The following is a 26,124-nucleotide window of genomic DNA, read 5'->3' on the forward strand; positions in this document are numbered from 1 at the left end:
AGTTATATATTAGTGTTCAATTTAATGCAAATCATTAAGAGCCAACGACGAGAATTGAACTCGTGACCTCTTCCTTACCAAGGAAACGCTCTACCCCTGAGCTACGTCGGCAAAAAAGACTATCCCCACTAAGTCACACTTATGGAGATAATTCAAACAGCTGCTCTAAAAAACGCTGCTATATTTAATTGAGTGATCTAACCTCAGGGGTGATGACCTACTCAGAAGAATAAAGCGCTTGGCTTAAATTCTTTCTTGGAGCGGGGAGCTACGCACTGGGCGCAACATCCTTTTCCTAGAGCGAAAGACCGGGTTCGAACCGGCGACATTCAGCTTGGAAGGCTGACGCTCTACCAACTGAGCTACTTTCGCAAAATTGAAACATCCTTAGAATGCTTCGTGTTGGATAAATCACTTAAAAGTGATTTGTGGGGAGAGCAGGATTCGAACCTGCGAAGACGTAGTCAGCAGATTTACAGTCTGCCCTCGTTGGCCGCTTGAGTATCTCCCCAAATAAAAAATCAATATTTCACAGAACCAGTTTGAACTTTGGCTTATTTTTTCGAGGGGCAAATTTAAATATAAATTTCACCATTAACAAAGCTTTTCATTCAAAATTTCAAAATCAATAAAGGAACACACTTCGAATTCACTCAGGATTAACTTTTTATCCTTATTTCGTAAAGCAAAATTCCTCTCACAGTACAAAACCTAAGCGGTTTTCAATTCAAAATTTCAGAGCCGATGGAGGGACTCGAACCCACGACCTGCTGATTACAAATCAGCTGCTCTAGCCAGCTGAGCTACATCGGCCTTTCATAACTTTTTTAGCATAAAAAAGTCCGCTATTTCTAACGGACTGCAAATGTATACATTTAATTCTTTTCACAAAACAAATCTGCAAAAAAATTATGATACTTTGGCGTTCATTTTTTCCTTTTTCTTTTTTAATTGCCTCGTCAAAGTTCCAACACACTCATCTACACACTCTTCAAATTTTCGACAGGTTTTTTTTACGATAACATCCCCACCCGGAATACTCAATAAAATTTCAGTGATCTTATTCTCTTTCCCACTTGTATTCTGAACTTTCAGAAAAACATCTGCATAAATAATCTTATCATAGTAATGCTCCAATTTATCCAATCTAACCTGGATGAAATCGATTAATTTTTGATCCGCATTAAAGTTTACTGATTGCACATTTACTTTCATCTCCTAAAAATTTTAATTAAACAATAATTTAAAAATCACTTTTTAGTCTGGCGGGGGTGAGCATTATTATACACCTTGCTTAATTCTGCAATACTATTATGGGTATATACCTGTGTTGCCGCTAAACTGGAATGACCTAATAATTCTTTTACTGCATTTAAATTTGCACCCTCACCTAAAAGATGTGTAGCAAAAGAATGTCTTAAAATATGAGGACTTTTTTTTGCCTTTTTGGATGCCAGACTAAAGTAATTATTAATAATCCTATAAACAAGATTTTCATACAATTTAACGCCGCGTTCTGTTATAAATAAATTAGGAGTTTCTTCCTTAACCAAATCCTCTCTATATTTCAAATAAATACCAAGAAGCGATACAATTTCCGGAAGCAGCGGGACAAACCTTTCCTTGTTTCGCTTTCCAAGAACTTTTAACAAATTATTCTTCAGGTCCAGATCCTTTATAGTAATGCCAATAAGTTCCGCCCGCCGTATTCCCGTGGCGTAAAGCAATACTATAACAGAGAGGTCCCGGGAATTTTTAAAATTGTTAGGAAAAATGGAGCTGATTACTTGCCCTACTTCGTTTTCAGAAAAAGGGATCTGTATATTTTTTTTGATTTTTAAGGACTTGTGAGTAGCCAAAGGAGTTACATCTATTTGACCTGTACGCAGAAGAAATTTATAATAAGCTTTTAACGAGGAGATCTTCCGGTTAACACTTCGGGTGGTTAAACCAGCATTTACCAAGGCTATTATCCAATTCCTGATTTGATTGTAGTGAATACTTTTGAGATCCTCCTCCTTAAATTCTTTCTTTATAAAGATTGCAAATGCGCCAAGATCTGCTTCATAGGCTTTCACCGTATTTAAAGCATATTTTTTTTCCAGTAACAGGTAATCCAAAAATTGATCGAAGGGCATAAAAAAACTGTTGGTAAACAAAGTTATAAAACTTTGACTTACCAACAGTGGTTTATTTAAATACCCTTGAAGCAGGGCTTCTTATTCTAAATAACTTTTAAAATAAAGCAAATTTAAAATCTGTAGCAACTTTTAGATTTACCGAAAATAATCAATAAACAAAAAAATTAAACAAAGGATCTAAATTTCCTCCTGGTCTCTTAAATTCTGAATATATTCAGCTTTCTGGACCTGAGCCCTACGTTCAACAGACGGTTTTGTAAATGCCTGCCTGCTTCTCAGCTGGCGCATTGTTCCGGTTCTATCAAATTTTCTTTTAAAACGCTTCAGCGCTCTGTCGATATTTTCTCCGTCTTTAACTGGTATAATTAACATAGTGTCACCTCCTTTCATTAAAATTAAGGTGCAAAGATAACTCATTTAGGGAATCCTGCAACCTTTCTTATTATTAATATTTATTTTTTATTCCGTAGGCTTTAAGCCTTAGGCTAAACATCAAGAACCGAAATCTTGAACCTTGAATTTTGAATCTATCTAGCTGCCTTCTCATATTCCTTTTTATCGATCACCATTTTAGCGATAAAAAAATTGAATTTTCGCTAAAATATTGATCTCACGCTATCTTGCTGCCTTCTTATATTCCTTTTTATCGATCACCATTTTAGCGGTAAAAAAATTGAATTTTCGCTAAAATATTGATCTCACGCTATCTTGCTGCCTTCTTATATTCCTTTTTATCGATCACCATTTTAGCGATAAAAAAATTGAATTTTCGCCAAAATATTGATCTCACGCTATCTTGCTGCCTTCTTATATTCCTTTTTATCGATCACCATTTTAGCGATAATCTCCCTAAGGATTTCCGAAGTTCCACCACCTATGGGACCCAATCTACTATCCCGAAGCATTCTCGCCATTGGATAGTCTTCAATATATCCATAACCGCCTAATAACTGAAGACAATTATAGATCACCTCATCTGCGATCTTGGTAGATAAAAGTTTGGACATACTGGCTTCCTTCACCACGTAAACTCCATCGATCATTCTTTTAACTATAGAATAATTGAATTCTTTGCACATTTCAACTTCACTGGCCATTTCTGCAACAGAATGCCGCAGCGCCTGGAATTGATCTATTGTCTTTCCAAAGGCTACGCGTTCCCCCATATAATTAATGGCATAATCCAACGCGAATTCTGCGCGGGCGTGTGCATTTATACCCATAATAAGACGTTCCAGAGCGAAATGCTGCATGATGTAGTTAAAGCCCAGGTTTTCTTCCCCCATCAGGTTTTCTGCAGGGATCTCAACATTATCAAATGCAATTTCTGCTGTATCTGAAGCTCTCCATCCTAATTTATTCAATTTTGTGGCCGAAATTCCAGGACTATCCCGGTCCACCACAAAAATGCTCATTCCTTTTCCTCCCTTTTCAGGAGCTGTCTTGGCCGCAACTATTAGATAATCTGAATAAATCCCATTGGTGATAAAGGTCTTGGATCCGTTAAGAATATAGACATCTCCCTTTTTCACAGCGGTACTTCTCATCCCTGCAACATCCGATCCTCCGAAAGGCTCAGTAATACAAAGACATCCTATTTTATCCCCGGTTATACTTGGTGCCAGGTACTTTTCTTTAATTCTGTCATCTCCTTCTTTCAGTAAATGTGTCATTGCCAGATAGGAATGAGCCCACATAGCTGCCGCGAATCCACCAGAATTTATCTTTTGTAATTCCTCTAAAAATATTGTGGTATAAAAAAGGTCCAGATCAAGTCCTCCATATTGCTCCGGATAATTCAAACCGAAATATCCCATGTCTCCGAATTTTTTCCAGATAAAACGTTCTATAGTCCCTGTTTCCTCCCATTTCTCAATGTGAGGCACAACTTCCTTCTGCAAAAATTCCTGGAAGCTTTTTCTGAAAAGTTCATGCTCTTCTGTAAAATACATATTCATTAAATTTAATACTTAATTCAATTAAGACCGATTTATAAATAAAGAAAATCGCATCCTGCCCGGAAGTATCCTGCTACATAAAAAAGATATGGCCAGGATTTTTGGTATGATTTAGTCAGGATTGGATTAGCTTTTAAACAGCCAATTTCAAATTCTTTATTTTACGGACAAATATAATGCAATTCGGTCTATTTTTTCTGAAGGAAAGTCCTTAATTTTTGCCAATTCTTCAAAATTATCGATTTTTTCGTTCAACAATCTATAATTTATTATTTCCCGGGCTAATTCATACCCAATATAAGGAACAGCTGCTAGTTCGAGAACGGTAGCTTCATTAATATCATGAACTGTGTGAGATGGAATTGTAAGAACTGTGAACTGGCTTTGAAGTTCAGACCGAACTTCAAAGTTAAGCCCATAAATATCTTTAAGCTGGATGTCATCCAAAAAACCACCAATTTTATTCCTGTAATTTATAATTCTTCCAGCCAACACCTCTCCAATACCATAGATGCCGGTTAAATCCTCCAGGGTAGCCAGGTTGAGGTCCTTTCTGTTCTTAGGTTGGGTTTTAGAAGTGACCGGTGCTCTTTTTAAATATGAGGGCTTTTCTGAATTTACCCAGTCAGGAAATTTGAAATAGGGTGAGATTTCATTGAAAAGAGAATCTGAAATCCCTGTAATTTTCTGAAAGTCTTCAGCAGAATTAACCCACTTTTCCTCTGCCCTGAAAATATGTAATTTATCGATCTCCTCCGGAGTCATTCCCAGGGTATATCCCTTATAATCTGTAATAAAATTTGGGTTAAAAGGAAAGATCTCAGCTCCAACATTCTCTTTTTCAGAATCTTTAATAGAATCGATTATTTTTTGAAATTCTGTGAGCTCTTTCTCCTGTTTCTCATATCTTTTTTCGGACGGAGTAAAATCCACAAAGAAATAAACCAGCTGAAGGACTACGACGATTAATACCAATAAAAAAATCCCATTTTGTTCACTCCTGGTGAAAATAAAATGGGATTTAAAATTTTTCATTATTTCTAATTCATTAGGAGGCCTTAGCTTTTTCGGGGGTTTTATAAAGTTCGCCGGCTTTAAGCTTCTTAACATAATCGCGAAGATCATTCTTTACTTCTCCGGACATTATATATAAACCAATAATGTTAGGGAAAGACATCGCCAGTATCATCATATCTGAGAAATCCAGTACAGCACCAAGACTTACTGAGGCTCCTACAACTACAAATACAAGGAACAATACTTTATAAACAATTTCACTTTTAATACTCTTACCAAAGAGGTATGTCCAGGCTCTCATTCCATAATAAGACCAGGAAATCATGGTAGAGAAGGCAAAAAGAAATACTGCTGCTGCCAGAACATATGGGAACCATGAGATAACGCTTCCAAAAGCATCCGATGTTAACTGCGCTCCGGCTATTCCAACCACTTCATGTTTTCCTGTAAAGATCAACACCAAAGCGGTAAGTGTACAAACCACTACCGTATCTATAAAAGGTTCTAAAAGAGCCACAAAACCTTCTGAAGGTGGATGGTTGGTCTTTGCCGCACTATGCGCAATCGCAGCCGATCCAACCCCGGCCTCATTCGAGAATGCAGCACGCTGGAAACCAACGATCAACACCCCTATAATTCCACCTTTTAAGGCGCTTGGACTAAAAGCTCCATCTATTATTGCGGTAAATGCAGGTCCAATATTCTCTATGTTTATTCCAATTACGGTTAAACATCCCAGGATATAAACTCCTGCCATCACAGGCACAATTTTACCTGTAACCTTGGCAATACTGCTAATTCCTCCAATAATTACAACTCCAACCAATAAAGCTGTTACCACTCCAAACCAAAAACCATTTCCTACAAGAAACGGAAACATACCTTCAAGCTGCTCAAAAGACTGGTTGGCCTGGAACATATTTCCACCTCCAAAAGAAGCTCCAATTGCCAAAACAGCAAACATAGCGGCAAGTACTTTTCCTAGTCCCTTTTTATTTCGCTTTTCGAGTCCGTATCTCAAATAATTCATTGGACCACCAAAAACACGACCTTCGCTATTGATAAATCTATATTTTACACCAAGCGTACATTCCACGAATTTTGAAGACATCCCCAGGAATCCTGCAAGGATCATCCAGAAAGTGGCACCCGCACCCCCCAAAGAAATTGCCACAGCAACCCCGGCTATATTCCCTAAACCTACAGTTCCGGAAACGGCCGTTGCCAATGCCTGAAAATGCGTAACCTGTCCAGGTGCATTAGGATCATCATATTTACCTCTGGCAAGATCCAGAGAATGCTTGAATCCTTTAATGTTAATAAAGCCCATTCTTAGGGTGAAAAATAAAGCTCCAAACAACAACCAAACTACAATAAAAGGAATATTCTTAGTTTGCTGGTCACCATTAGGATGAAGCAAAGGAATGCCCTCCTCGTATTCTATTTGAGCAAGATTGTGCGCTCCCTGTTCTATAATGTGTTTTTTGTTTTCGAAATTGTAAATCACCTTTCCTTCATCGACCAAATAACGAAGGGTTCCGGAAGCATTTGCCATTATAGTAATATCATCTCCTTTATCTGAAGATACGATTGCTATTTCCTCTCCTTCATCCACATTGCTACCTTCAGGTTTCAACCATTGTTTCAATACAAACCTGTCTTCAACAGAAGGTGTCCAGCCTGTGACCGGTACATTTTTGAGGTCTGCATAAATAACCGGATCATAAATCCCTATGGCAGAAAATAAATCCCAGAAAAGTACTTTTTCAATGCTGGCAACAATAGGAACGAAAGTACCGTTAAAATGTTCAGTGATCGCTTCTGCTTTAATGGTATATGATTTGGTAATTGATGTACCTGCAGCGTCAGAAATAACTACCGTATTCGCAATACCTTCTGCCAATCCTTCAGATCGTTGAGAAGATAATGGAGTAGATTGGTTGTCCCACTTATAAGTGTAGGGAGGAGTACCTCCGGTAACCTCTAGGTCTATAAAACCGTCATTAATTAATTTAGATGGATTTCCAACTTTTGCCTCCACCTGAAGTCCCTGAGCAAATACGGAAAACATGGAAAAGATAAAAAGCGATGAAAGTAAGTACTTTCTCATAAAGATTTATTAATTGTTAATTTAGGTTATTTTTACAGCGTAGCAAGTTGCTAAAAAAATAGCCTTTTTCAAATTTTTACAAGTTAAAATGTAAATGATTTGTTAATTTAAATAATAACTCAAATTTTGATTCACCAATAGCTTTCAGCTAAATCACAATGAATTAAAAAGTAATTTAAACGCAATTATTTGAAAAACAGAAGTTTAACACCCTTACAAATCAAAAACCGAAGTGCGCTTTGTATAGATAAGATCCTTTATTTTTAACCAGAAAGCAAGGGTCAAATAGACGGCAAATCCTACTCCCATTGTGGCAAATGATAAGTAAATGAAGAATAAACGTATGCTTTTGGCTCTAATACCCATCTTATCTGCCAACCTGGAAGACACATAGAAACCATTTCGTTCAAAATAATGACGGATAGAATAAATAAATTTAAGCATAGCACAAATATAAGAATTACCTAAAACCCTGAATTAATTTTATTCCAAAATTACAATTCAAACATAAATTTTTATCGCAATAGTTAGATTTTAAATGAAGTAATGCCTGGGACTGCAATGCATTTATGGAAGTGTTCTCTCTTAATTTATTGAATTTTGCTGTAATACCGTTCTTTTCTGAAATTATTTCTTCCATCAATTCCAGAATATCCTCACTCGCTCCTACTCCCGTTTTTTTTGAATAACAAAACCTTAAAGGTATCAAGGTGTTTATAATCAATAGATCTTTAAAGTTTTTTGTCAAGGGTTTTCTCTTTGAAGGATGAGGTTTATCGAAGGAATAATGGGTTTTCCAATAATCTGAAGTTTCTACGTCAAAAATTTCATGGAGTTGAGATTTGTCTTTTGCCTTGATTATTTTTGAAAAAAGATGGGGTACCTTATGATATAAGCCAGCCAGCTGTGAGAGCCTTATATTGGGAAAATTATTGGGTCTTAACCTGAAAAATTTCGCCCTTTCCACATAGTCATTTTCCAAGCGAAATTTATTTTTAAGAAATTTATACTCTTTCTGAAATTTGCTGAATTGAACATCTTCTATGTGCCCATCCAGCAACCCCGATTGCCCTAAAAAAAGGGCTTCCAATGCAAGTTGGGAATTCTGGTTTTTCTGAATTATCTTAAAATCAATGCTCTGCGCCATATTTAAAAAGGCCCCGCCATTCACATTGAGACCAAAGTTCTTGGCCAGCAATTTAAACAAAACTTCCTCCCAGTTATTTCCTGAATTCTTCAAAAGTTCCAGTATGACTTCGGACTTATCCTGAAGGCGTTCAAAGTACATTCGCTCCAACCAGTTATTCATTTCGAAATCCTCAAATTTACCGAAATCCTTTTCACAATTAATCCATTTATCATTGGGAGCAATTAGTAAATTCCTATAATTTTGTAGTGTTATTTCCGGGATCAAATGTTGCAATTCCAGCGTTGGAATGGGAGAATTATCTTTTCTAAATATTTCTACATCATCCTTCCAAACCACGTGCAGTATTACATTGTCATAATTAGGATCGGTTTCATGATTATGCAAATACCAATCTGTAGAATTTATATGGATCTCAACATTTCCAGCCCACAACTGCTCCCCTATGTTCATCTTTGCATTAAAAAAATCGGGTCCGGAATTAAGGTTTGCAGTTCCGGTACTTATGATGGTCACCGGCAAACCGGAAACTGTCCTGGCATTGCCAAAATCGAATTTCTTAAAGCGCCAGATGTAATGTAGAAAATCTTCCTGCATCAACTAAAAATAAGCATTTTTTAGTTAACAAATTGATTAATAATCCATTACAAACTCCACAATTTAGTTGTAAAATTTCAGTTTTACTTTTCAGGAAGTTTCTTCGCAACTTCATCAATTATCAAATCTACCCAGTAAGTATACATAAGTCCGCTGGGATGAAGCTTATCATCTGCGGTTAGTTCGGGATTGGTTTTTGCTTCCCTGGAAATGGGAGTAATATTAAAAAAAGCTACATTATAAGTTTCCGCAACTTTTCTAAAAACAGCGTTAAATGCATCGATTTCCCTACCTATTATTTCTGAATTTTCTTCCCCGAAAGGTGTGGCTCCATAATCCGGGATACTCAATGCGAAAACCCCTTTTTCACGGGTTCGGGAATGATTGATCGCTTTTCGAAAAAGTTCATTTAATTCAGTTTCATAATCCGAAATACTTTTATTTTGATATTGGTTATTTACTCCAATTAAAATGGAAACAAGATCAAAATCCCGCTGCACGTTGATCTCGGTTTCTATGGCATCTAAAAGATTTCCGGTGGTCCACCCTGTTTTTGCAATAATTTTTGGTGCTGCCATCTTATAGCCGCGCGCCCGTAGCTGTTCTGAAAGCTGAACCGGCCATCGTTGTTCTTCCGGCACACTTTCTCCTATGGTATAGGAATCTCCTAAAGCGAGGTAACTAAAATCTGCCTCATTGGAATTAACTATTTCTGAAGTGGAACTGCATCCCGATACAAATCCAAAAATGGTTAAAAGAAATAATAATTTTTTCATAGGAAAGACTTTTGATTTCAAATTAATGTATTTTGGTCAATTAAAAACAATTTTACGATAATCTTAGAAATACCAACATGAAAAAAATTCTTTTAACAGTTCTTATTCTGTCCGGAACTATGGTTTTTTCCCAGGAAAAATCTGGAGCGGCTCAATTCTGGGAAAACCTTAAATCCCACTGCGGAAAAGCCTATGAAGGCAAATTAGCAGAACATATAAAAAACGATGATTTCAGCGGAAAAACCTTAACCATGTTTATTCGAACCTGTGAAGATGGCAGGATTACGATTCCATTTTATGTGGGGGATGACAAATCCAGAACCTGGGTACTCACGTATGAAGACGACAGGATAAAACTTAAACATGACCACCGTCACGAAGATGGAAGTGAAGATAAGGTAACCCAATATGGGGGTACAAGCACAAATTCGGGATTGGATACTATTCAGTTTTTCCCAGCCGATCAGGAAACTGCAAATTTGATTCCCTACGCCTCAACCAATGCCTGGTGGATCACTCTGGATGAAAAAACCTTTACATATAACCTCAAGCGATTAGGTTCCCCAAATCCCGAGTTCAATGTAACTTTTGATCTTACAAAACCAGTAGCAACTCCGGAACCACAATGGGGCTGGGAGTAAGCATTAATTTTCAAAAATTTGAAAGCACCTTGCCATTTCCTGGCAGGGTTTTTTGTTAAACTATCCCTAAGTATTTTTAATTTTTTTTGGAATAGGAAGCTTTTTATTTATCTTATTCCTTTTATCAAGAACCTCAATAGACCACGAGGAATGAATTAAAAAACAATTAAAATTTCGAGGCATCCCGATAGCTTTCGGAAAATGGAACCTGCCCTGCGGTCCGGCGGGTTAAACCCTTGATGAGAGATTAAAAATTAGTCCCTGGAACCAAAAATATGAAACCCAAAGAAAATGCTCGTGCCAACAAAAAAAACCAGGATCCTATTCCTAATAAAAAGAAAAGGAATCGAAAAACCGACCCTCTTAACATAGGCTTTAAAACCCCTTTAAAAGAACATAAAAACCCTATAATAAGAGGTTTTGCCAAGACGGGTTATACAGTTTGGATCGTGGTTATGGTCGTGGGATTAACTTTGGCATTTGTAGTTGCACTTTTCCTGGTATGAAACCTGTTTATATCTTCTTTTTTAGTGCCGTTTTCACCTTCCTAAGTATAGGGATACTTAATTTGGCCAATGTCGATATGCCAACCTGGATAACTTCCTATGTAAATGATTTTCTTTGTATGCCGGTGGTACTTACTATATGTTTGAAAACAGTGCATTTCATAAAAAAAGATAATGCTATCCTGCTGCCAATATTGCCAATAATCACCCTCACTTCCTTTTATGCAATCTATTTTGAGTGGTATTTACCCCAGGTTGAGAACAGGTATACTTCAGACTGGATAGACGTGCTTATGTATTTTTGCGGAGCTTTGTTATTCTATTCGTTTCAATTTATTTCATCAAAAAAAAAGCGTCCAAACCGGACGCTTCAATATTAATATACAAATGGTTACTCTAAATAACCCATTTTTCGCATCCATTCATCGTTATATATTTTTCCTACATAACGACTACCGTGATCGTGAAATAAGACCACCACAACATCATCCTTTGTAAAATGCTCCTTTAGTTGCAGCAAACCTTTAATTGCAGCCCCTGCACTGTTTCCAAGAAACATTCCTTCTTCCCTGGCAAGACGTCGTGTATAAACTGCGGCATCTTTATCCGTCACTTTTGTAAATCCGTCTATAATATCAAAATTCACATTTTTTGGTAAAATATCTTCCCCAATCCCCTCGGTTACATAAGGATAGATCTCATTCTTATCAAAAATACCCGTTTCATGGTATTTCTTAAATACAGATCCATAGGTATCTATACCCCATACTTTAATATTCGGATTCTGTTCCTTCAAATATTTACCAACTCCCGAAATAGTTCCTCCAGTTCCCACTCCTACCACAAAGTGAGTTATTTTACCATCGGTTTGTTTCCATATCTCCGGGCCAGTGCTTTCATAATGCGCTTTCGTATTGGATAGATTGTCATATTGATTCACATACCAGGAATTTGGAGTTTCCTCTGCCAGTCTTTTTGATGTAGAATAATACGATCTTGGATCTTCGGGAGCAACATCTGTTGGGCACACCACCACTTCACTCCCAACCGCACGAAGAATATCCATCTTTTCCTTGCTTTGCTTATCACTAAGCACACATACCATTTTATATCCCTTTGTAATAGCTACAAGAGCTAGTCCCATACCGGTGTTTCCGGAAGTACCTTCTATAATTGTTCCTCCTGGCTTTAGGCGACCTTCAGCCTCGGCTTCCTCGATCATCTTCACCGCCATCCTATCTTTTACAGAATTTCCGGGATTGAATGTTTCGTATTTAGCAAGCACCAGAGCATCTATTTCCCTGGTTAGTTTATTCATTTTAACCATTGGGGTGTTCCCAATAGTACCTAATATATTTTCAGCGTAATCCATAGTTTAATTTTGAAAGTGCAAATGTAATTCTATCTTAAAACCTTTCCAAGGAAATGAAGAATAGAGTGAAATGAGAATTCTTAGTCAAATTTCATTGCCTTAACGGGAGAAATTTTAGTGATTACAATAGAAGGGATCAAAAGCATTAAAAGACATAAAATTAAGGTCCCCAGATTAACTCCTACAATATATTCCCATCCTATATAGACCGGAACCTCAGTGACGTAATACGTTTCTGGATTTAAAGGGAAAAGTTTAAAATACTTCTGAATAAAAAGCAATCCTAAGCCTATTAAATTTCCCCAGAATAATCCCAATCCTATTAAATATGCGGCGTTATAAAGAAAGATTTTCCGTATGCTCCAGTTCCCATCTCCCAAAGCTTTTAAAATCCCAATCATTTGAGTTCGCTCCAGTATGAGTACCAATAGGGCTGTTATCATATTAATTCCTGCCACCAGGATCATGATTCCAATTATGAGCGCAATATTAAAATCGAACAGCGATAACCATTCAAAAATGGAATAATACTTTTGTTTAATTGTTTGGGTATCGAGCAGGGAACCGGTATTCTCATAGACTTCCCCTCCCTTTTTGTCAATTTGATCAAAATTTTCTATGAAAACCTCAAACCCACCAACCTGATCCTTTTCCCAGCTGTTGAGTCGCTGGATATGACGGATATCTGCAAGTATATACAATTCATCAAATTCCTGAAATCCGGAACTGTAAATTCCCTTCACCTCAAAAGCCCTAAGCAACGGAGGCCTGTTAGCATCTTCCCTAAGAAAATATGTGATTACTTTGTCCCCAATTTTAAATCCCATTCTCCTGGCTAAAAAGTTTGAAATAAGGATCTCTTCATTTAAATTTTCGCTAAAATCGGGGAGTTCACCTTCTACCAGGAAATCCTCGAAATTCTCCCATTTATAATCCGCACCAACGCCTTTTACGATAATTCCCTCAAAATCGGTTTCGGTTCTAATAATCCCGGCTTTAGAAGCAACTGCCTGCACATGGGTAATCCCCTCTACACTTTTAAATTCCGGATAAAAATCCTGATCCAGGGAAACCGGCATTAGGGAAACCTGTGAACTATTATTATCGTAGTTTGAGATAATAATATGGCCATTAAAAGCAGCGATTTTCTCCTGTATCTTGAGCTGTAAGCCCATTCCCGTGGCAAAAGAAACCAACATCATGATCACTCCAATGGCAATGGCGGCGATCGCGATTTTTATTATCGGAGCCGAAATGCTACTTTTATACTTTTTAGTGCTGATAAGCCTTTTGGCTATAAAAAACTCAAAATTCAATACGATCTCAATGATTAATAGATTCTTCAAAAATACATTTTTATTCCTTCTTATCACGATTGTTTCCTGCGGAAGGAGTACAGGTCAAAACGAAATTTCAAATCCAAAAGCGGATATTAATACCCTGTCTGATAAAATTTCTTCTAAAGATTACCAAAGGATACTCGTAGGTGCCGAAAGGATTGAGGAATATTTACCATTGCTAAAGAATAAAAGGATAGGCATTGTAGGGAATCAAAGTTCGCTGATCTTAAATTCCACCGGCAATACTTCCGAAGAAAAAAAATACACACATCTGGTTGATTCCTTAGTGGCACTGGAAATCAATATTGTTCGGGTTTTTGCTCCGGAACATGGTTTTCGGGGAACCGCAGATGCCGGGGAAACCGTAAAAGATGGAAAAGATCCTCAAACCGGCTTATCTGTTATTTCTCTTTATGGGAACAATAAAAAACCCACACCGGAACAACTAAAAGATCTTGATATACTCGTTTTTGATCTTCAGGATGTGGGAGCCCGATTTTACACCTACATTTCCTCTTTACATTATGTTATGGAAGCCAGCGCAGAAAACAATATTCCGCTCATCGTTTTGGACAGGCCTAACCCAAACGGTCATTATATAGATGGTCCAGTTTTAAACCCCAGTCATCAAAGTTTTGTGGGAATGCATCCCGTTCCGGTGGTTCACGGTCTAACAATGGGGGAATACGCACAAATGATCAACGGCGAAAAATGGCTTAAAAACGGAGTGCAATGTGATTTGAAAGTGATTAAATTGACGAATTACGATCATACAAAATCCTACAGCCTTCCTGTAAAACCTTCTCCAAATTTACCAAATGATCTGGCCATCAACCTATACCCCAGCTTATGTTTCTTTGAAGGAACCAATGTAAATGCAGGAAGAGGGACAAAAAACCAATTTCAGGTGTTTGGATCTCCTTTTTTGAATAAAGCTTTTTTTGATTACACCTATACCCCGCAAGCTATGGAAGGTGCTAAAAATCCGAAGCACTTAGGAAAACTATGTTATGGCAAAGATCTCACAAACTACCCGAAAACAGACAGAATCAATTTATCCTGGCTCATCGCGGCATACAACAACACTTCAGATAAATCTCAGTTCTTTAATCCATTTTTCACCAAACTTGCTGGCGAGACAACACTACAAAAACAAATTGAAAACGGACTTTCAGAAGAAGAAATAAGGGGAAGCTGGCAAAAAAATTTAGAGAAATTTAAAACAAATCGTGCGAAATATTTATTATATTAATGGTCGGAATATTTAAATGGATATCCTATGTTATTGGCTGTATCAAATTATCTATTGCAAAGCTTTTATCTGGCGCTATTAATATTGCCCATATTGGCTATAATCCACATGCTCCAATATGAATTTAATCCCCGGAACAGGATTATCTGGATCCTGATAATAATTTTCTTACCTTTTTTTGGAGCAATTCTATACTTTATACTAAACAAAAAGTACCGGAGAGAAAATCCCTAGACGGCCTGTCTAAATTCTATTTACCTGGTCTTTATGGCGGGGAATGATGCTGTGGTGAGTTTAACTCTCAAAATCAAATTTTTATCCGCTTTTTCATCTCCTCCACAATATTAAAAGCTGCCGGGCATATAAAAGTATTTTCTATGGTTAAATTGCCTATTTTATGAATATCCTTACGATCTGTATGCGGGTATTCCCGGCACGCTTTGGGGCGTACTTCATAAATGGAACAATAATTATCGGCTCCCAGGAACGCACAGGGAACCGTTTGCAACACAAAATCATTATCTTCATCCACCCGCAGATAGGTTTCAATAAACTGAAAAGGTTTTAATTTAAAATGTTTTGAGATCCTTTCAATATCCTTATTGGTAAAAAGCGGGCCCGTGGTTTTGCAACAATTGGCACATTCCAAACAATTGGTTCTGGCAAACTCTTCTTCATGCATATCCTTCATTTGGGCATCCAAATGTTTAGGCGTTTTTTTTCGAAGTTTCGCGAAGAATTTTTTATTTTCCTTATGCTTATCTTTGGCCTTTTCAGGGAGATTTTTCAAAATTTCTTCCATAGTGCAAATATATGAAGAAGCAGGACAGCTACAAGGAAGATATCGATGTGTTTGGGAAAGCGATCGCGGGATATTTTCATGAAAAAGACGAAACTGAGATCATCGTTCATTCCCCAGATTTTGACGACGATGAAATCCCAGTACCTTATCTTTTCCGAAGTTTTAAGGAAATGCCTCCTTTAGAAAAGGAAGCCCTGAAAAATTGTGCCGGAAAAGTACTGGACGCAGGATGTGGTGCCGGAAGCCATTCGCTCTATCTTCAAAATGAAAGAAATTTGGAAGTAACCGCGATAGACACTTCAAAAGGAGCTATTGAAATATGCAAATTACGGGGAATTAAAGATGTGCGGAATATCGATTACTTCAGCTTGAAGAATGTAAAATTCGACACTATTCTTTTGTTGATGAATGGTACCGGGATTATTGGCAAACTTAGTAATCTGGATGACTTTTTTCAGCATACCAAAAAGCTTTTAAATAAAGATGGAAAGGTTTTGATCGATTCTTCAGATCTTAGTTATCTTTTTGATAAAGAGGAGGATGGAGGAATTTGGGTTGATTTGGAAGCTCCTTATTATGGTGAATTGCAATTCAGTATAAGTTATAAAGGCGAAACCTCAACAGAATTTAACTGGTTATATCTTGATTTTGACACCCTTGAACTGGCAGCTGCAAAAAACGGATTTACCTGTAAGATGTTGAAAAAAGGAGAACATTACGATTATCTGGCAGAATTATCTATAAAATAGATTCTAAAAATACACATTATAAGCATTCGTAAAGGATTATTTATTAGTTTTAATCCTTGTAAACTCATATTCATGAACTTTCAAAAAATCCTGTCCGTTTGTTTTCTTGTTTTAGTATTTCTTGGATGTTCCAAAGATGATTCTTCTTTTGAGGAAAGAAATTCTGGAGTAAATAAAAGCGCAAATTTAAGGACTCTTGGAGCCTCCGCCAATGAACTTCTTAGCGACGAAAAATTCACATCAATCCGTATTGAAATGGTTTATGTACCGGGATATGAGCCTTCCCAAAAAACACTGGATAATCTAGTTGATTTTTTAAGCAAAAGAACTTTCAAGCCGGACGGAGTTTCCATAACAACCAGAGCTGTTGCAACTTCTGGAAAAGCTCCTTTTAAAATAGAAGAAATTGTAGAAATTGAGGCAGAAGAACGCCTCCTTTTTAATGCAGGGGATGAAATTGCCGTGTACATTTATTTTGCCGATGGAAGTAATGAAGGTGACAGCAACACCAAGGTGATCCTGGGATCGGCTTACAGGAATACTTCCATGGTGATTTATGGTGAAACTCTTAAAACCATCGCCAGAAGGATAAATGCCCCGGATAAAAGCACGGTAGAAAGCACGGTTGTAAATCACGAGTTTGGCCATTTATTTGGATTGGTAGACCTTGGCTCTCCCATGCAGGTAAATCATCAGGATAGCGAAAGCGAAGCGCATTGCAATGTTGAAGACTGCCTGATGATGGCAAATGTTTCTTTTGGGATAGGGATTTTAGAAACGACCGAGGATAATCAAATACCCCAACTTGAAGATCTTTGTATTCGGGATCTACAGGCCAATGGAGGCCGATAGCGTTTTGGTTAGGAGTAACAAGAAACAGCTAAAACCTCTATGAATTCCCACCCGTAAAAGACGGGCGGGATTAATTTCTCTTAAAAAACCTGCTCCCCATTCACGTAGGTTTGAGAAACCTTTATGCTCGGGATTTCATCTTCGGGAACTTTCATGATATTCTTTTCAAGAATTATAAAATCGGCGAATTTTCCGGGTTCGATACTTCCTTTTTCATCTTCCTCAAAATTGCTGTAAGCAGCCCAAATTGTCATTCCTTTCAAAGTTTCCTCACGTGACAATGCCTGATCCATCTTATAACCTCCCTCAGGATAATTTTCAAGATCCTTTCTGGCTACCGCAGCATAAAAGGTATAAAACGGACTCACCTCTTCTACCGGGAAATCTGTTCCCAAAGCTATGATACCAGCCTGATCCACCAATTTTTTGAAGGCATAAGCTCCTTCAATACGCTTTGCTCCCAGCCTGTCCTCCGCCCAATACATATCACTTGTTGCGTGCGTAGGCTGAACAGATGGAATTATATTTTTACTGAAGTATTTAAATTCTGCTTCATCGATAACCTGAGAATGTTCCACTCTCCAACGTCTGTTCTCTGAAGAGGATAAAAGTTCATCATAGGTTTTTAAAACCACACTGTTTGCAGAATCTCCAATGGCATGTGTATTTAGCTGAAATTTGGAATTTGCAACCCTTTTTGCGGTTTCCTTAAAATCTTCTATTGGAGAAAGTAAAGCTCCGTAATGCCCGTCTTTATCTGAATATGGCTCTTTTAATGCAGCTCCCCGGGAACCTAAGGCTCCATCTCCATAAAACTTAACCGAACGTACATTTAGTCGTTCTGTTTTAAGCGGATCTTTGCCCAGGTAGAAATTAAGATTTTCGGGTGTATTGCTTATCATTGCATATATCCTGATCTTCAGGCTGCCTTCCTTATGCAAACTATCCATTAACTGAATGGTGTTTTTATCTATTCCTGCATCGACCACCGTTGTAAGCCCGTAACTAAAACTAATTTTCTGGGCTTCAAGTAAAGCTGTGGTTTGCTCCTCCAAAGAAGGCTCCTCCTGTGCATTTGCAACCAAATCCATTGGATTATCTATCAAAATACCTGTAAGCTTACCGTTTTCTATTTCAATAGCGCCACCATCTGCAGGAGTGTTTACTGTGATACCGGCAAGATACAAAGCTGCCTGATTGGCCAAAAGGGCGTGTCCGTCTATTCGCGTAATTGCGATAGGGGTATCTGGAAAAAGCAGGTCTAAAGTATCTTTATTAGGAAACTCCTTTACTTCCCAATCATTTTGGTCCCAACCGCGACCCGTAATAAAATCAACATTTCTGGTTTCCTGAAAATCCACAATGCGCTGCACTACTTCCTCAAAGCTTTGGGTACCGGTGAGATCAACCTTTTGCTGTTGTAAACCAAGTCGGTAAAAATGGGCATGAGCATCAATAATCCCAGGAATAATGGTCTTTCCACCTACATCCAGCTTTTCTTTAAAATCGTATTTATTCTCTAAATATTCAGTCGTTCCCGTTTCCAGAAATTTACCATCTTTAATTACAAAAGCTTCTGCGGAAGAAAAATCATCATCTACGGTATAAATTTCCGCATTGAAAACCAGAAGATCCGCAGCTGGTTTTTCATTAGAATTACAGGCTGAAAATAAGCCAATAAGTAAAAAAAGTCCTGCTATATTTTTTAACATCTCGCTATTTTTTTGTTAAAAATAAAAAATGCGCCCCACAACTGGAGCACATTTTCCATATTTTGTTTAAATGTTTCTAAAATATTCCTGAAACGGACTCCAAAATGGCTTCCCGAATACTTGGATTTGCTCCAGCTGCAAGCGCTATTGAAACGGCCAAACCTATCATGGCGTAGGAGAAATCCTTAAAGATCATTCTTCCCGCCTTTTTGCGATGTTTCTTACCTTTTTTGTTTCTGGCGAGGCTAATTGCAATTTCCCTACCTCCAATAATTCCTAAGAAAACCCAGGTAGTACTCATAGGAACAGTACTAATAAAGAGCTTATAAATTAGCAGGATCACATAGGTTAAATCTACAAGAGTAGCTGCGCGAACATCAGAAATCCGCACTTTTTCACTAACAACGCTCTGAATCTTATCACCCCTTAAGTAAAACAACAACCCCAATCCGGCAAAAATTGTTGCAGAAAATATTATAAATTGAAAAGCATCTAATTGCCTCGGTAAGAACACAGCGATATTTGCTCCATCCTGCATCACCCAAACTCCCCATAGCGTTCCACTTACAATCCACTGAATTACCGGCCAGCTTTTGTGAAATTTACGGCTTTTGAAATATTTTTTAATGGCATTATAAGAAAGGTACCACACCAGGAAAGACAGGATAAAAGCTAAAATATAACCAGACCAGGATTTCCATATTACCGAAGTTATTCCGGAAGTATCTGCGCTAAAAACACTTAATATAAGAAAAGTTGTTGAAACCGGCATTCTTAATCTGGTAAGTATCAGCAGGATCAGGGGTGCGATTATCTGGAAGAAACTGAAATTTACGGGATGTGGATAATTTGTGGTACCATCCGGCTTCAATAGCCTCTGATAGGTAACATCCCCATCAAAATAAATCCAGCTAAAGGTTACCGTAGCTAGAAAAATCCCTCCTATAAACAGCCACATGATCCACCAGGGACGTGCTTTATTGCTTTCAATAAAAGTCCCCAGGGATTGAATACTGTCATTAGCAACCGTTGCATAGGCTGCAAAAAAGAATCCCAACCACATCGCTGCCCGGGTATTTCCAGTAAATATTCCTGCCAGCACCAAACCAACTATAACAATTCCCAGGAACGTTTTTTCCTGTACCATAAAGTCCAGGACATTGAGATATGGACGTGAGCGGTCACTACGATTGTATTTTGCCATCTAGAAAGCTTAAATTGGTTTCAAAAGTATATTGAAAAATTTTAAGCTGCAATATTAAGTTAATTAAATGCTTCCTATGTTGCCTTAATGTTAAGAATCTCATCAAAAAAACTGGATTTACCTGGCTTAAAATTATTGTATTATAAAAATAAATTCCCAATAATTGCCAGTAATATAAAGGAATATAAACCCCTTTTATAATAGGAATGGGATTAATTTAAGAGTATTTAATCAGTTAGATCGATTGGGCTAATAGCAAAAGGCTGTCCTTTTAAAGACAGCCTTTTGCTTTAAAAATAAAAAAATGTTTAAAAATCGAATTTATAGGTAGCACCCGCCATTACCTGAATACCCTGCACAGGAAAATTGGACCAGCGCTGATAGCTTTCTCCCAATAAATTATTCCCCCTTGCAAAGATTGAAAGTTGTTCATTGAACCTGTAACCCAAATTAGCATTAAGGTCCACAAAACTATCTAATGTTATTGTTTGTGTACTTAGGCCATCGACACCCGATAAAAACTGTCTCCTATCTTTACGTTCTCCGGTAAAAAATAAATTAGCACCGGCAAACCATTTTTCAGTGATTTGATAATCGGCAAGAATGGAAGCCTTAAAATTTGGCAAATTCCAGGCTTCTTCTTCAAATTCTGAAGTATAACTAAAAACAGTCGCATTTAATCCCAATCTAAAATTACGTTTAACATCTACATTGAGTTCCCCAAAAAAGGAAGCTGTTTTAACATCATCATAAACTACCCCAAAGGAATTTCCATAGCTATAATCCTGAGGATTTAAATCATTGGTCAAATTATTTTGAAAAAGCGCTTTATTGATTTCAGACATATAACTTCCTCTAAAGTTATATGCTATGCTGTTGGTAAGCTTTCCCTTGGCACCAAGATATGCATCAAACGGCTTATCTGTTGGGAGCATATTCAAAGTAGGAGAAACATAGGGATTCTCCTGGGCGAATTTATAGTAAGTATTCTGTTTTAACCCACCTTCTAAACCGGCATACGGAATAAAATAATCTCCAGCCAACCGGTAACTGGCCGTTACTTGTGGATAGATATAAAAATTGTTATCAGAGTTTTCTGCGTCCAGCCCATATACAAATGAGGCTCCCAAATTTAATGTAAGATCATCTCTTAAGATCAATAAACTAGGTGTGATCCCAAAAATCATCTGAGTATAATTTATTTCTTCGGAAGTATTAAAGCTTCGGTTGAAATTTCCATTCAGGACATCTGCAAAAATTACTGTATTGATGAGTTCATCGGCAATATTGATCTCAAAATTTGCGTCTGCCTTAAAGTTATGTTCTATGGAATTATAAGAATCTCCAAAATAACGATAGTTGGCTTTTGCCGTTTCCAAAAACGAATCATAAAGCTCCAACTCCCCTCCCACCAACGCTGAATAATAGTTTTGTGTAGGATCTATGCTATTCAAAAATTCATTTGAATAATTCCTTCCTTCAGGGAGCCCATACCAGTTGAATAACTGATGTTGCAACCCAAGTTCCGTCTTCCAGGAGCTTTTTCGGTTTCTGGAATTATAATTCAAATTTAGTTCTGTATTATAGAAGGTGTCATCCAGCAACACTTCTTCTATTCCACCCTGAGATGAATTATGAGTGAGAAAAATTCCGAAGTTATCACTTCTATTCACTTCAAGATTGCTGTAAAATTCTGCCAGGATATTGGAATAAGTTCCAAAACCCAAGGTCGCATAATTATTAAAAAGTTTTACTCTTTTTTCGCGCTCTACCTTTGTTGCCTGGCCTTTGGAAGGGGTAAAAGTAGACGCTACCGGTACCGAGAAAATACTGTATTTAACAGGTTTTTTCTCCAAACTTACAGAATCGCCTAATTTAGGGGTTTCTTTTATTTTGAATGCATCACTTACAGATGGGGTGTAAGGTTTCACCACAATCACCGTTTCGCTGCCCAAAGGTTTATCCTGGGCAAACAATGCCGATGTAAGTAAAAATGAAATTAAAAACAGGCTTCTTTTGTATGAAAGAATTTGCATATAGAAGTTCTTAAAAATTAGTTGGAAAAATATTAGTTTTGGGTCTCTACAGAAGCGTTTGTTTTCGCTTCCATGGCTTTGATCTTCTTCAATTCTGCTTTAGCTTCCTGAACCACATCGGGAAATTCCCCGAAATTCTTGATAACATTATCCAGAATATAGGTTGCCTGATACGCATCTTTTAAAGCATAGAAATTTTTGGCCATTAGAACAAGGCCTTTTGCTCCATAAAATTTGTACCCGGAATAATCCTTTGCCAGTTTTTGAACAGATTCATTGGAAGCTTTAAAATTGCTGTCTTTATTTTTAAAGTACGCATCATAATAAAGCGCCTCTGCAGCCATTTCACCGGTGGCAATTTTCAACACCTCGGCATAAGCAGTTTTTGCGCGGCTTTCATTTCCGGTTTCAAATGCAGAACGGGCGATGATAATCTGGGCATCGCTTCGTACGTTGTTTTCAATTGTTTTATCGGCTAAAACTTTTTCGGCATAGCTTACAGATTGGTTGAAATCTTTCAGTTCATAATAAGACTTCATCAAATTAGACTGTGCATAAATAACATTTTGTGCAAAATCTGCTTCGTTTTCCAATCGTTTGAGCAATGGAATAGCATCTTTATAATTTCTTTTTTCAAGATAGATCTGGGATAACCTTGCAAGCGCCTGTTCAGAAAATTCATTTCTGGGTTTCTCCACCACAAATCTATAATTGCTAACGGCTTTATCTTTTTGATCTTCCCTGAAATAGATCTGTGCCAGATAAAAATTACTTTTTAGGGCGTTTAATCCTTTAGGGAAACTATTAAGGTATTTTTCAAATCCGGTTTTAGCGGCAGCGGTATTGTTGTTTAAGTATTGTTTTTCTGCAGCTTCAAAAGAGGTATTATCAAGATCGGCATCGGTAACCTCTACGAAATCCACATTTTTAACCCAGGCGGCATACTCATCTGTTCTTCCTATATCTATATAAACCAGCCTTGCGGTTGAAACGGCCTGCATAGATTCTGGAGAGTTAGGAAAATCGGCAACTACTTTTTTAAATCGCTCCAAAGCTTTGTCAGATTGGTTCGCATTGTAATGGACCAAACCTTGTTTGAGCATTGCTGCGGGAACAAAGGCACTTCCGGGAACATCACGAATCAACCTGTTATAAGTTTCCAGGGCTCTGGTTGTATTTTCCATGGCCAGATAGGTATTCCCAAGTTCATATAAAGCATCATCGCGATATGAGGAACGCGGATATTTGTTGATAAATCCGCCCAGGTCCTGAATTTTACTGTCATTTCTGTCTACAAAGCCATAACTTATCGCTTTTTGGTATGCTGCATAATCGGTATTTCCAATGTTCATTTGTATAGCCTTATCATAGGCTTCCATTGCAGGCCAATATTTACTGGTCACAAAATAAGTATCTCCAAGCCGGGTGTAAGCATCATTTCTTCTTGCCTTATCCTTATCGGCATTTCCGGCAAATCGGTTAAAAAATTCAATGGCCCTGTCGTATTCTTTTTGTTTAAAATAAGAATATGCAATGTTGTAATCCAGGTTCTCCATTTCCGGAGTTCCGCGGGCAGCACTCATTCCTGCAAACTCCCTATATCCTACCAAAGCCTCTTGCATCCGGTTTACATTGAAATCGCTTTCAGCTTTCCAGAAAGTAGCTTTTGCAGTGATAACCGGGTCTCTGCGTTCGGTTAAAGATTTATCAAAATTTTTGCTTGCTTCTGTGTATTTTCCTTCGTTATAAAGTTCCAAACCATAATAGTAAGCCACTTTTTGATAAGCCACCTTATCGCTAAAATTCCTGTTATTCTCCAACAGGTTCATGGCTTCCTGGTAATTTTTAGACGTGATAAAAGAATCTATCAGTAAGGTTTCCATCTCATCTCTGGCAGGAGATTCTGGATATTTTTCAAGATATGAAAGCAAAACACGGGACGGACTGGTATAACTGTTCCCAATCTCGTAACTAAGCTTTGCATAATTTAAAAAGGCATCTTCCTGAATCTTGGGGTCAAAATCCATTTCACTTGCATTCTTAAAGGCGTTCAAAGCCTGTTGTTTCTGATCTAAATTAAGGTAAGATTGTGCTAAGTGATAATAGGCATTTTGGGCAATCGCGTTTTTCCCTTCTATTATTTTATTGAATTCTGAAATAGCACTTTGATAATCCCCTTGTTTGTAATATGCATATCCCAATTGATAATAGTCGGTATTCGTCCATTTTCCCTGAAGCCCTTTATATTCTTTTAAATAAGGAATCGCTTTCTCATATTGTTCTAAATTGAAATAGCTTTCTCCTATTATTTTATTAAGCTGGGAGATTTCATTTCTGTTAGCCTTTGGAAGTTGTTCCAGGCCTAACTCAATGGCCTTTTCAAAATCTCCAAGTTTAAAATTCATATCGCTCTGGAAGTAGGAAAGATTTTCAGAATAGCGGTCATCCCCTTTTACTTCTTCAAAAAGCACATTGGCTTCTTCATAATCGTCTCCTTCATAAGCCATATATCCAAGATAATATTTTGCCTGCGCACCATATTCCTTAGAATCCCGAACCCTGTTAAAATAGGTTTGAGCCTCCTCAAATTGTTTCGATGAAAAATAGGCATATCCGTTATTGAAGTAAAAACGTTCCCGCTCTGCACGGCTCATCGCCTTTTCATCTACCCGATCATACCATCTTCTGGCAAGGGAATATTTTCCGGTTTGAAAATAATAATCGGCTACATCTACAAAAGCCGAATTTCTCTTGGTACTGGTAGGATATCGCTCTACAAAATTCTGCATCAGGTCATCTGCTCCGGGCTGGCCCAACCTAACAGCAGCATTTGCGATGTAATAGGCGCAATCTGATTCAATTTTCTCATCATCTGTCTCATCCTTCACATCATCAAAGAGATTTTGTGCAGCCAGATATTGCTGATTGTTGTAGAGCTCCAGCGCACGGTTAAATTTAACCAGGCTATTGGTGTAAATTGCCGACTGTTGTGCGAAAAGAGAGGTTATAGAAAGAAAAAAAACAACAATTAGTGGGGCTTTATTCTGTGTCATTAAATAATTTTTAGGTTGATCAATCAAAGATACTTAAACACTCATTTCATAACGCAACTTCAACGTGATAATTATGTTAATGTAGAAAAAAGTAGCAATGCACTTTATGAAAACTGTATATTTACCCAAAATTTTACCCTTTTCAATCCGAAACCCCACAACCTATGTCTGAAATTGTTCTGGAATTAAAAAATGCTGCGATCTATCAACGGGAAAGCCTTATTTTATCTGAAGTTGATGTTTCAATCTACAAAGGAGATTTTGTTTATTTAATTGGAAAGACCGGAACCGGAAAAAGTAGTTTTATGAAAACCCTTTACGGGGATCTTCCCTTAACCGAAGGCGAAGGAACTATTGTAGATTACAATTTGCGAACCTTGAAAGAAAAGGACATTCCGTTCCTACGACGGAAACTTGGGGTAGTTTTTCAGGATTTCAAACTTTTAAACGACCGGAATGTTCGTGACAACCTTATGTTTGTATTAAAGGCAACAGGCTGGAAGGAAAAGCAATCTATAGATAAACGCATAGATGATGTTCTGGACAAAGTGGGAATGAAAACCAAAGGTTTCAAGTTTCCATACCAGCTTTCGGGAGGAGAACAACAAAGAATCGCAATTGCCAGGGCCTTGCTTAACGACCCGGAATTGATCCTTGCCGATGAACCTACAGGAAACCTGGATCCACAAACTTCTGTAGAGGTAATGGAAGTACTTCAGGAAATAAGCAAAAACGGAAATACCATTTTAATGGCTACCCACGATTATGCCTTATTGCTGAAATATCCTTCAAAAACACTGAAATGTGATGGAGAGCGGGTATTTGAGGTAGTGCAGAAAAGCCTTTAAAAACTTAATTC

Annotated in this window: 24 protein-coding genes and 4 tRNA genes; 8 read left to right on the forward strand and 20 right to left on the reverse strand. The window is 37.5% G+C overall.

Going from position 1 to position 26,124, the window contains the following annotated elements:
• Positions 1 to 39 precede the first annotated feature (39 nt).
• From GILLI_RS04775 to GILLI_RS04835, 13 genes are all read right to left on the reverse strand, one after another.
• Positions 40 to 111 (reverse strand) — tRNA-Thr (locus GILLI_RS04775).
• A 188-nt stretch (positions 112 to 299) separates the two neighbouring features.
• Positions 300 to 372, reverse strand: a tRNA-Gly gene (locus GILLI_RS04780).
• A gap of 57 nt (positions 373 to 429) precedes the next feature.
• Positions 430 to 511 (reverse strand) — tRNA-Tyr (locus tag GILLI_RS04785).
• A 228-nt stretch (positions 512 to 739) separates the two neighbouring features.
• Positions 740 to 813 (reverse strand) — tRNA-Thr (locus GILLI_RS04790).
• A 96-nt stretch (positions 814 to 909) separates the two neighbouring features.
• On the reverse strand, positions 910 to 1,215 hold the full coding sequence (hpf, locus tag GILLI_RS04795; RefSeq protein WP_006987987.1) for a ribosome hibernation-promoting factor, HPF/YfiA family: 306 nt from the start codon (positions 1,213 to 1,215) through the stop codon (positions 910 to 912).
• Between the two features lie 35 nt (positions 1,216 to 1,250).
• Positions 1,251 to 2,138: a tyrosine-type recombinase/integrase gene (locus GILLI_RS04800; RefSeq protein ID WP_040506431.1), complete on the reverse strand. Its 888-nt coding sequence runs from the start codon at positions 2,136 to 2,138 to the stop codon at positions 1,251 to 1,253.
• Between the two features lie 180 nt (positions 2,139 to 2,318).
• Positions 2,319 to 2,513: a 30S ribosomal protein S21 gene (rpsU, locus tag GILLI_RS04805; RefSeq protein WP_040506838.1), complete on the reverse strand. Its 195-nt coding sequence runs from the start codon at positions 2,511 to 2,513 to the stop codon at positions 2,319 to 2,321.
• A 419-nt stretch (positions 2,514 to 2,932) separates the two neighbouring features.
• Positions 2,933 to 4,093, reverse strand: coding sequence for an acyl-CoA dehydrogenase family protein (locus tag GILLI_RS04810; RefSeq protein ID WP_006987990.1), 1,161 nt, complete (start codon positions 4,091 to 4,093; stop codon positions 2,933 to 2,935).
• A gap of 162 nt (positions 4,094 to 4,255) precedes the next feature.
• Positions 4,256 to 5,134: a ComEA family DNA-binding protein gene (locus GILLI_RS04815; RefSeq protein ID WP_006987991.1), complete on the reverse strand. Its 879-nt coding sequence runs from the start codon at positions 5,132 to 5,134 to the stop codon at positions 4,256 to 4,258.
• 13 nt (positions 5,135 to 5,147) lie between these two features.
• Positions 5,148 to 7,226, reverse strand: a complete 2,079-nt coding sequence (locus GILLI_RS04820; protein ID WP_006987992.1) for an amino acid carrier protein — start codon at positions 7,224 to 7,226, stop codon at positions 5,148 to 5,150.
• Between the two features lie 213 nt (positions 7,227 to 7,439).
• Complete coding sequence (locus tag GILLI_RS04825) at positions 7,440 to 7,670, reverse strand: hypothetical protein (protein WP_006987993.1); 231 nt, start codon at positions 7,668 to 7,670, stop codon at positions 7,440 to 7,442.
• 16 nt (positions 7,671 to 7,686) lie between these two features.
• Entirely contained in the window at positions 7,687 to 8,970 is a 1,284-nt protein-coding gene (locus tag GILLI_RS04830) for a DUF2851 family protein (RefSeq protein WP_006987994.1), read from the reverse strand.
• Between the two features lie 83 nt (positions 8,971 to 9,053).
• The gene (locus GILLI_RS04835) at positions 9,054 to 9,746 is read right to left on the reverse strand and encodes an SGNH/GDSL hydrolase family protein (RefSeq protein WP_006987995.1); all 693 of its coding nucleotides are present in this window, start codon (positions 9,744 to 9,746) and stop codon (positions 9,054 to 9,056) included.
• A gap of 77 nt (positions 9,747 to 9,823) precedes the next feature.
• On the opposite strand from GILLI_RS04835, the gene GILLI_RS04840 reads away from it, so the two are divergent.
• The 3 genes from GILLI_RS04840 to GILLI_RS04850 all read left to right on the forward strand — a co-directional run bounded on the left by GILLI_RS04840 (position 9,824) and on the right by GILLI_RS04850 (position 11,273).
• Positions 9,824 to 10,387: a hypothetical protein gene (locus GILLI_RS04840; protein WP_006987996.1), complete on the forward strand. Its 564-nt coding sequence runs from the start codon at positions 9,824 to 9,826 to the stop codon at positions 10,385 to 10,387.
• A 275-nt stretch (positions 10,388 to 10,662) separates the two neighbouring features.
• Positions 10,663 to 10,893 (forward strand): hypothetical protein, encoded by a 231-nt coding sequence (locus tag GILLI_RS04845; protein WP_006987997.1) that lies wholly within the window; start codon positions 10,663 to 10,665, stop codon positions 10,891 to 10,893.
• Entirely contained in the window at positions 10,890 to 11,273 is a 384-nt protein-coding gene (locus tag GILLI_RS04850; protein WP_006987998.1) for a hypothetical protein, read from the forward strand. The genes GILLI_RS04845 and GILLI_RS04850 overlap by 4 nt, the downstream gene beginning before the upstream one ends.
• An 11-nt stretch (positions 11,274 to 11,284) precedes the next feature.
• Here the strand turns inward: GILLI_RS04850 and GILLI_RS04855 are convergent, their stop codons facing one another.
• Together GILLI_RS04855 and GILLI_RS04860 are read right to left on the reverse strand one after the other, a co-directional pair.
• Entirely contained in the window at positions 11,285 to 12,265 is a 981-nt protein-coding gene (locus tag GILLI_RS04855) for a PLP-dependent cysteine synthase family protein (protein ID WP_006987999.1), read from the reverse strand.
• Positions 12,266 to 12,345: 80 nt separating this feature from the next.
• Positions 12,346 to 13,581, reverse strand: coding sequence for an ABC transporter permease (locus GILLI_RS04860; protein WP_006988000.1), 1,236 nt, complete (start codon positions 13,579 to 13,581; stop codon positions 12,346 to 12,348).
• Between the two features lie 10 nt (positions 13,582 to 13,591).
• On the opposite strand from GILLI_RS04860, the gene GILLI_RS04865 reads away from it, so the two are divergent.
• Positions 13,592 to 14,857, forward strand: coding sequence for an exo-beta-N-acetylmuramidase NamZ family protein (locus GILLI_RS04865; RefSeq protein ID WP_006988001.1), 1,266 nt, complete (start codon positions 13,592 to 13,594; stop codon positions 14,855 to 14,857).
• Positions 14,858 to 14,884: 27 nt separating this feature from the next.
• Entirely contained in the window at positions 14,885 to 15,091 is a 207-nt protein-coding gene (locus tag GILLI_RS19210; protein ID WP_006988002.1) for a PLDc N-terminal domain-containing protein, read from the forward strand.
• 73 nt (positions 15,092 to 15,164) lie between these two features.
• Here GILLI_RS19210 and GILLI_RS04870 read toward each other — a convergent pair whose 3' ends face one another.
• A complete protein-coding gene (locus GILLI_RS04870) occupies positions 15,165 to 15,659 on the reverse strand; it encodes a YkgJ family cysteine cluster protein (protein ID WP_006988003.1) in 495 nt (164 codons plus the stop codon).
• 11 nt (positions 15,660 to 15,670) lie between these two features.
• On the opposite strand from GILLI_RS04870, the gene GILLI_RS04875 reads away from it, so the two are divergent.
• Both GILLI_RS04875 and GILLI_RS04880 read left to right on the forward strand, forming a co-directional pair.
• Complete coding sequence (locus tag GILLI_RS04875) at positions 15,671 to 16,408, forward strand: class I SAM-dependent methyltransferase (protein ID WP_006988004.1); 738 nt, start codon at positions 15,671 to 15,673, stop codon at positions 16,406 to 16,408.
• A 72-nt stretch (positions 16,409 to 16,480) separates the two neighbouring features.
• Positions 16,481 to 17,260, forward strand: a complete 780-nt coding sequence (locus GILLI_RS04880) for a zinc metalloprotease (RefSeq protein WP_006988005.1) — start codon at positions 16,481 to 16,483, stop codon at positions 17,258 to 17,260.
• 80 nt (positions 17,261 to 17,340) lie between these two features.
• On the opposite strand, the gene GILLI_RS04885 is transcribed toward GILLI_RS04880, so the two are convergent.
• The 4 genes from GILLI_RS04885 to GILLI_RS04900 all read right to left on the reverse strand — a co-directional run bounded on the left by GILLI_RS04885 (position 17,341) and on the right by GILLI_RS04900 (position 25,265).
• Positions 17,341 to 18,972, reverse strand: coding sequence for an amidohydrolase (locus GILLI_RS04885; RefSeq protein ID WP_006988006.1), 1,632 nt, complete (start codon positions 18,970 to 18,972; stop codon positions 17,341 to 17,343).
• A 76-nt stretch (positions 18,973 to 19,048) separates the two neighbouring features.
• On the reverse strand, positions 19,049 to 20,176 hold the full coding sequence (locus GILLI_RS04890) for a hypothetical protein (RefSeq protein WP_006988007.1): 1,128 nt from the start codon (positions 20,174 to 20,176) through the stop codon (positions 19,049 to 19,051).
• Positions 20,177 to 20,484: 308 nt separating this feature from the next.
• Positions 20,485 to 22,212 (reverse strand): TonB-dependent receptor, encoded by a 1,728-nt coding sequence (locus GILLI_RS04895; protein WP_006988008.1) that lies wholly within the window; start codon positions 22,210 to 22,212, stop codon positions 20,485 to 20,487.
• Positions 22,213 to 22,244: 32 nt separating this feature from the next.
• Positions 22,245 to 25,265 carry a tetratricopeptide repeat protein gene (locus GILLI_RS04900; RefSeq protein WP_006988009.1) on the reverse strand — a complete coding sequence of 1,007 codons (3,021 nt, stop codon included), beginning with the start codon at positions 25,263 to 25,265 and terminating at the stop codon, positions 22,245 to 22,247.
• A 164-nt stretch (positions 25,266 to 25,429) separates the two neighbouring features.
• On the opposite strand from GILLI_RS04900, the gene GILLI_RS04905 reads away from it, so the two are divergent.
• A complete protein-coding gene (locus tag GILLI_RS04905; protein WP_006988010.1) occupies positions 25,430 to 26,113 on the forward strand; it encodes a cell division ATP-binding protein FtsE in 684 nt (227 codons plus the stop codon).
• The last annotated feature ends 11 nt before the right edge of the window (positions 26,114 to 26,124 follow it).

This window comes from Gillisia limnaea DSM 15749, assembly GCF_000243235.1.
GTDB classification, from domain to species: domain Bacteria; phylum Bacteroidota; class Bacteroidia; order Flavobacteriales; family Flavobacteriaceae; genus Gillisia; species Gillisia limnaea.

Bases quoted from the DNA above. Each gene is read 5' to 3' on its own strand.
- hpf (WP_006987987.1), bottom strand. From the start codon at position 1,215: ATGAAAGTAAATGTGCAATCAGTAAACTTTAATGCGGATCAAAAATTA.
- GILLI_RS04800 (WP_040506431.1), bottom strand. From the start codon at position 2,138: ATGCCCTTCGATCAATTTTTGGATTACCTGTTACTGGAAAAAAAATAT.
- rpsU (WP_040506838.1), bottom strand. From the start codon at position 2,513: ATGTTAATTATACCAGTTAAAGACGGAGAAAATATCGACAGAGCGCTG.
- GILLI_RS04810 (WP_006987990.1), bottom strand. From the start codon at position 4,093: ATGTATTTTACAGAAGAGCATGAACTTTTCAGAAAAAGCTTCCAGGAA.
- GILLI_RS04815 (WP_006987991.1), bottom strand. From the start codon at position 5,134: ATGAAAAATTTTAAATCCCATTTTATTTTCACCAGGAGTGAACAAAAT.
- GILLI_RS04820 (WP_006987992.1), bottom strand. From the start codon at position 7,226: ATGAGAAAGTACTTACTTTCATCGCTTTTTATCTTTTCCATGTTTTCC.
- GILLI_RS04825 (WP_006987993.1), bottom strand. From the start codon at position 7,670: ATGCTTAAATTTATTTATTCTATCCGTCATTATTTTGAACGAAATGGT.
- GILLI_RS04830 (WP_006987994.1), bottom strand. From the start codon at position 8,970: ATGCAGGAAGATTTTCTACATTACATCTGGCGCTTTAAGAAATTCGAT.
- GILLI_RS04835 (WP_006987995.1), bottom strand. From the start codon at position 9,746: ATGAAAAAATTATTATTTCTTTTAACCATTTTTGGATTTGTATCGGGA.
- GILLI_RS04840 (WP_006987996.1), top strand. From the start codon at position 9,824: ATGAAAAAAATTCTTTTAACAGTTCTTATTCTGTCCGGAACTATGGTT.
- GILLI_RS04845 (WP_006987997.1), top strand. From the start codon at position 10,663: ATGAAACCCAAAGAAAATGCTCGTGCCAACAAAAAAAACCAGGATCCT.
- GILLI_RS04850 (WP_006987998.1), top strand. From the start codon at position 10,890: ATGAAACCTGTTTATATCTTCTTTTTTAGTGCCGTTTTCACCTTCCTA.
- GILLI_RS04855 (WP_006987999.1), bottom strand. From the start codon at position 12,265: ATGGATTACGCTGAAAATATATTAGGTACTATTGGGAACACCCCAATG.
- GILLI_RS04865 (WP_006988001.1), top strand. From the start codon at position 13,592: ATGATTAATAGATTCTTCAAAAATACATTTTTATTCCTTCTTATCACG.
- GILLI_RS19210 (WP_006988002.1), top strand. From the start codon at position 14,885: ATGTTATTGGCTGTATCAAATTATCTATTGCAAAGCTTTTATCTGGCG.
- GILLI_RS04870 (WP_006988003.1), bottom strand. From the start codon at position 15,659: ATGGAAGAAATTTTGAAAAATCTCCCTGAAAAGGCCAAAGATAAGCAT.
- GILLI_RS04875 (WP_006988004.1), top strand. From the start codon at position 15,671: ATGAAGAAGCAGGACAGCTACAAGGAAGATATCGATGTGTTTGGGAAA.
- GILLI_RS04880 (WP_006988005.1), top strand. From the start codon at position 16,481: ATGAACTTTCAAAAAATCCTGTCCGTTTGTTTTCTTGTTTTAGTATTT.
- GILLI_RS04885 (WP_006988006.1), bottom strand. From the start codon at position 18,972: ATGTTAAAAAATATAGCAGGACTTTTTTTACTTATTGGCTTATTTTCA.
- GILLI_RS04890 (WP_006988007.1), bottom strand. From the start codon at position 20,176: ATGGCAAAATACAATCGTAGTGACCGCTCACGTCCATATCTCAATGTC.
- GILLI_RS04895 (WP_006988008.1), bottom strand. From the start codon at position 22,212: ATGCAAATTCTTTCATACAAAAGAAGCCTGTTTTTAATTTCATTTTTA.
- GILLI_RS04900 (WP_006988009.1), bottom strand. From the start codon at position 25,265: ATGACACAGAATAAAGCCCCACTAATTGTTGTTTTTTTTCTTTCTATA.
- GILLI_RS04905 (WP_006988010.1), top strand. From the start codon at position 25,430: ATGTCTGAAATTGTTCTGGAATTAAAAAATGCTGCGATCTATCAACGG.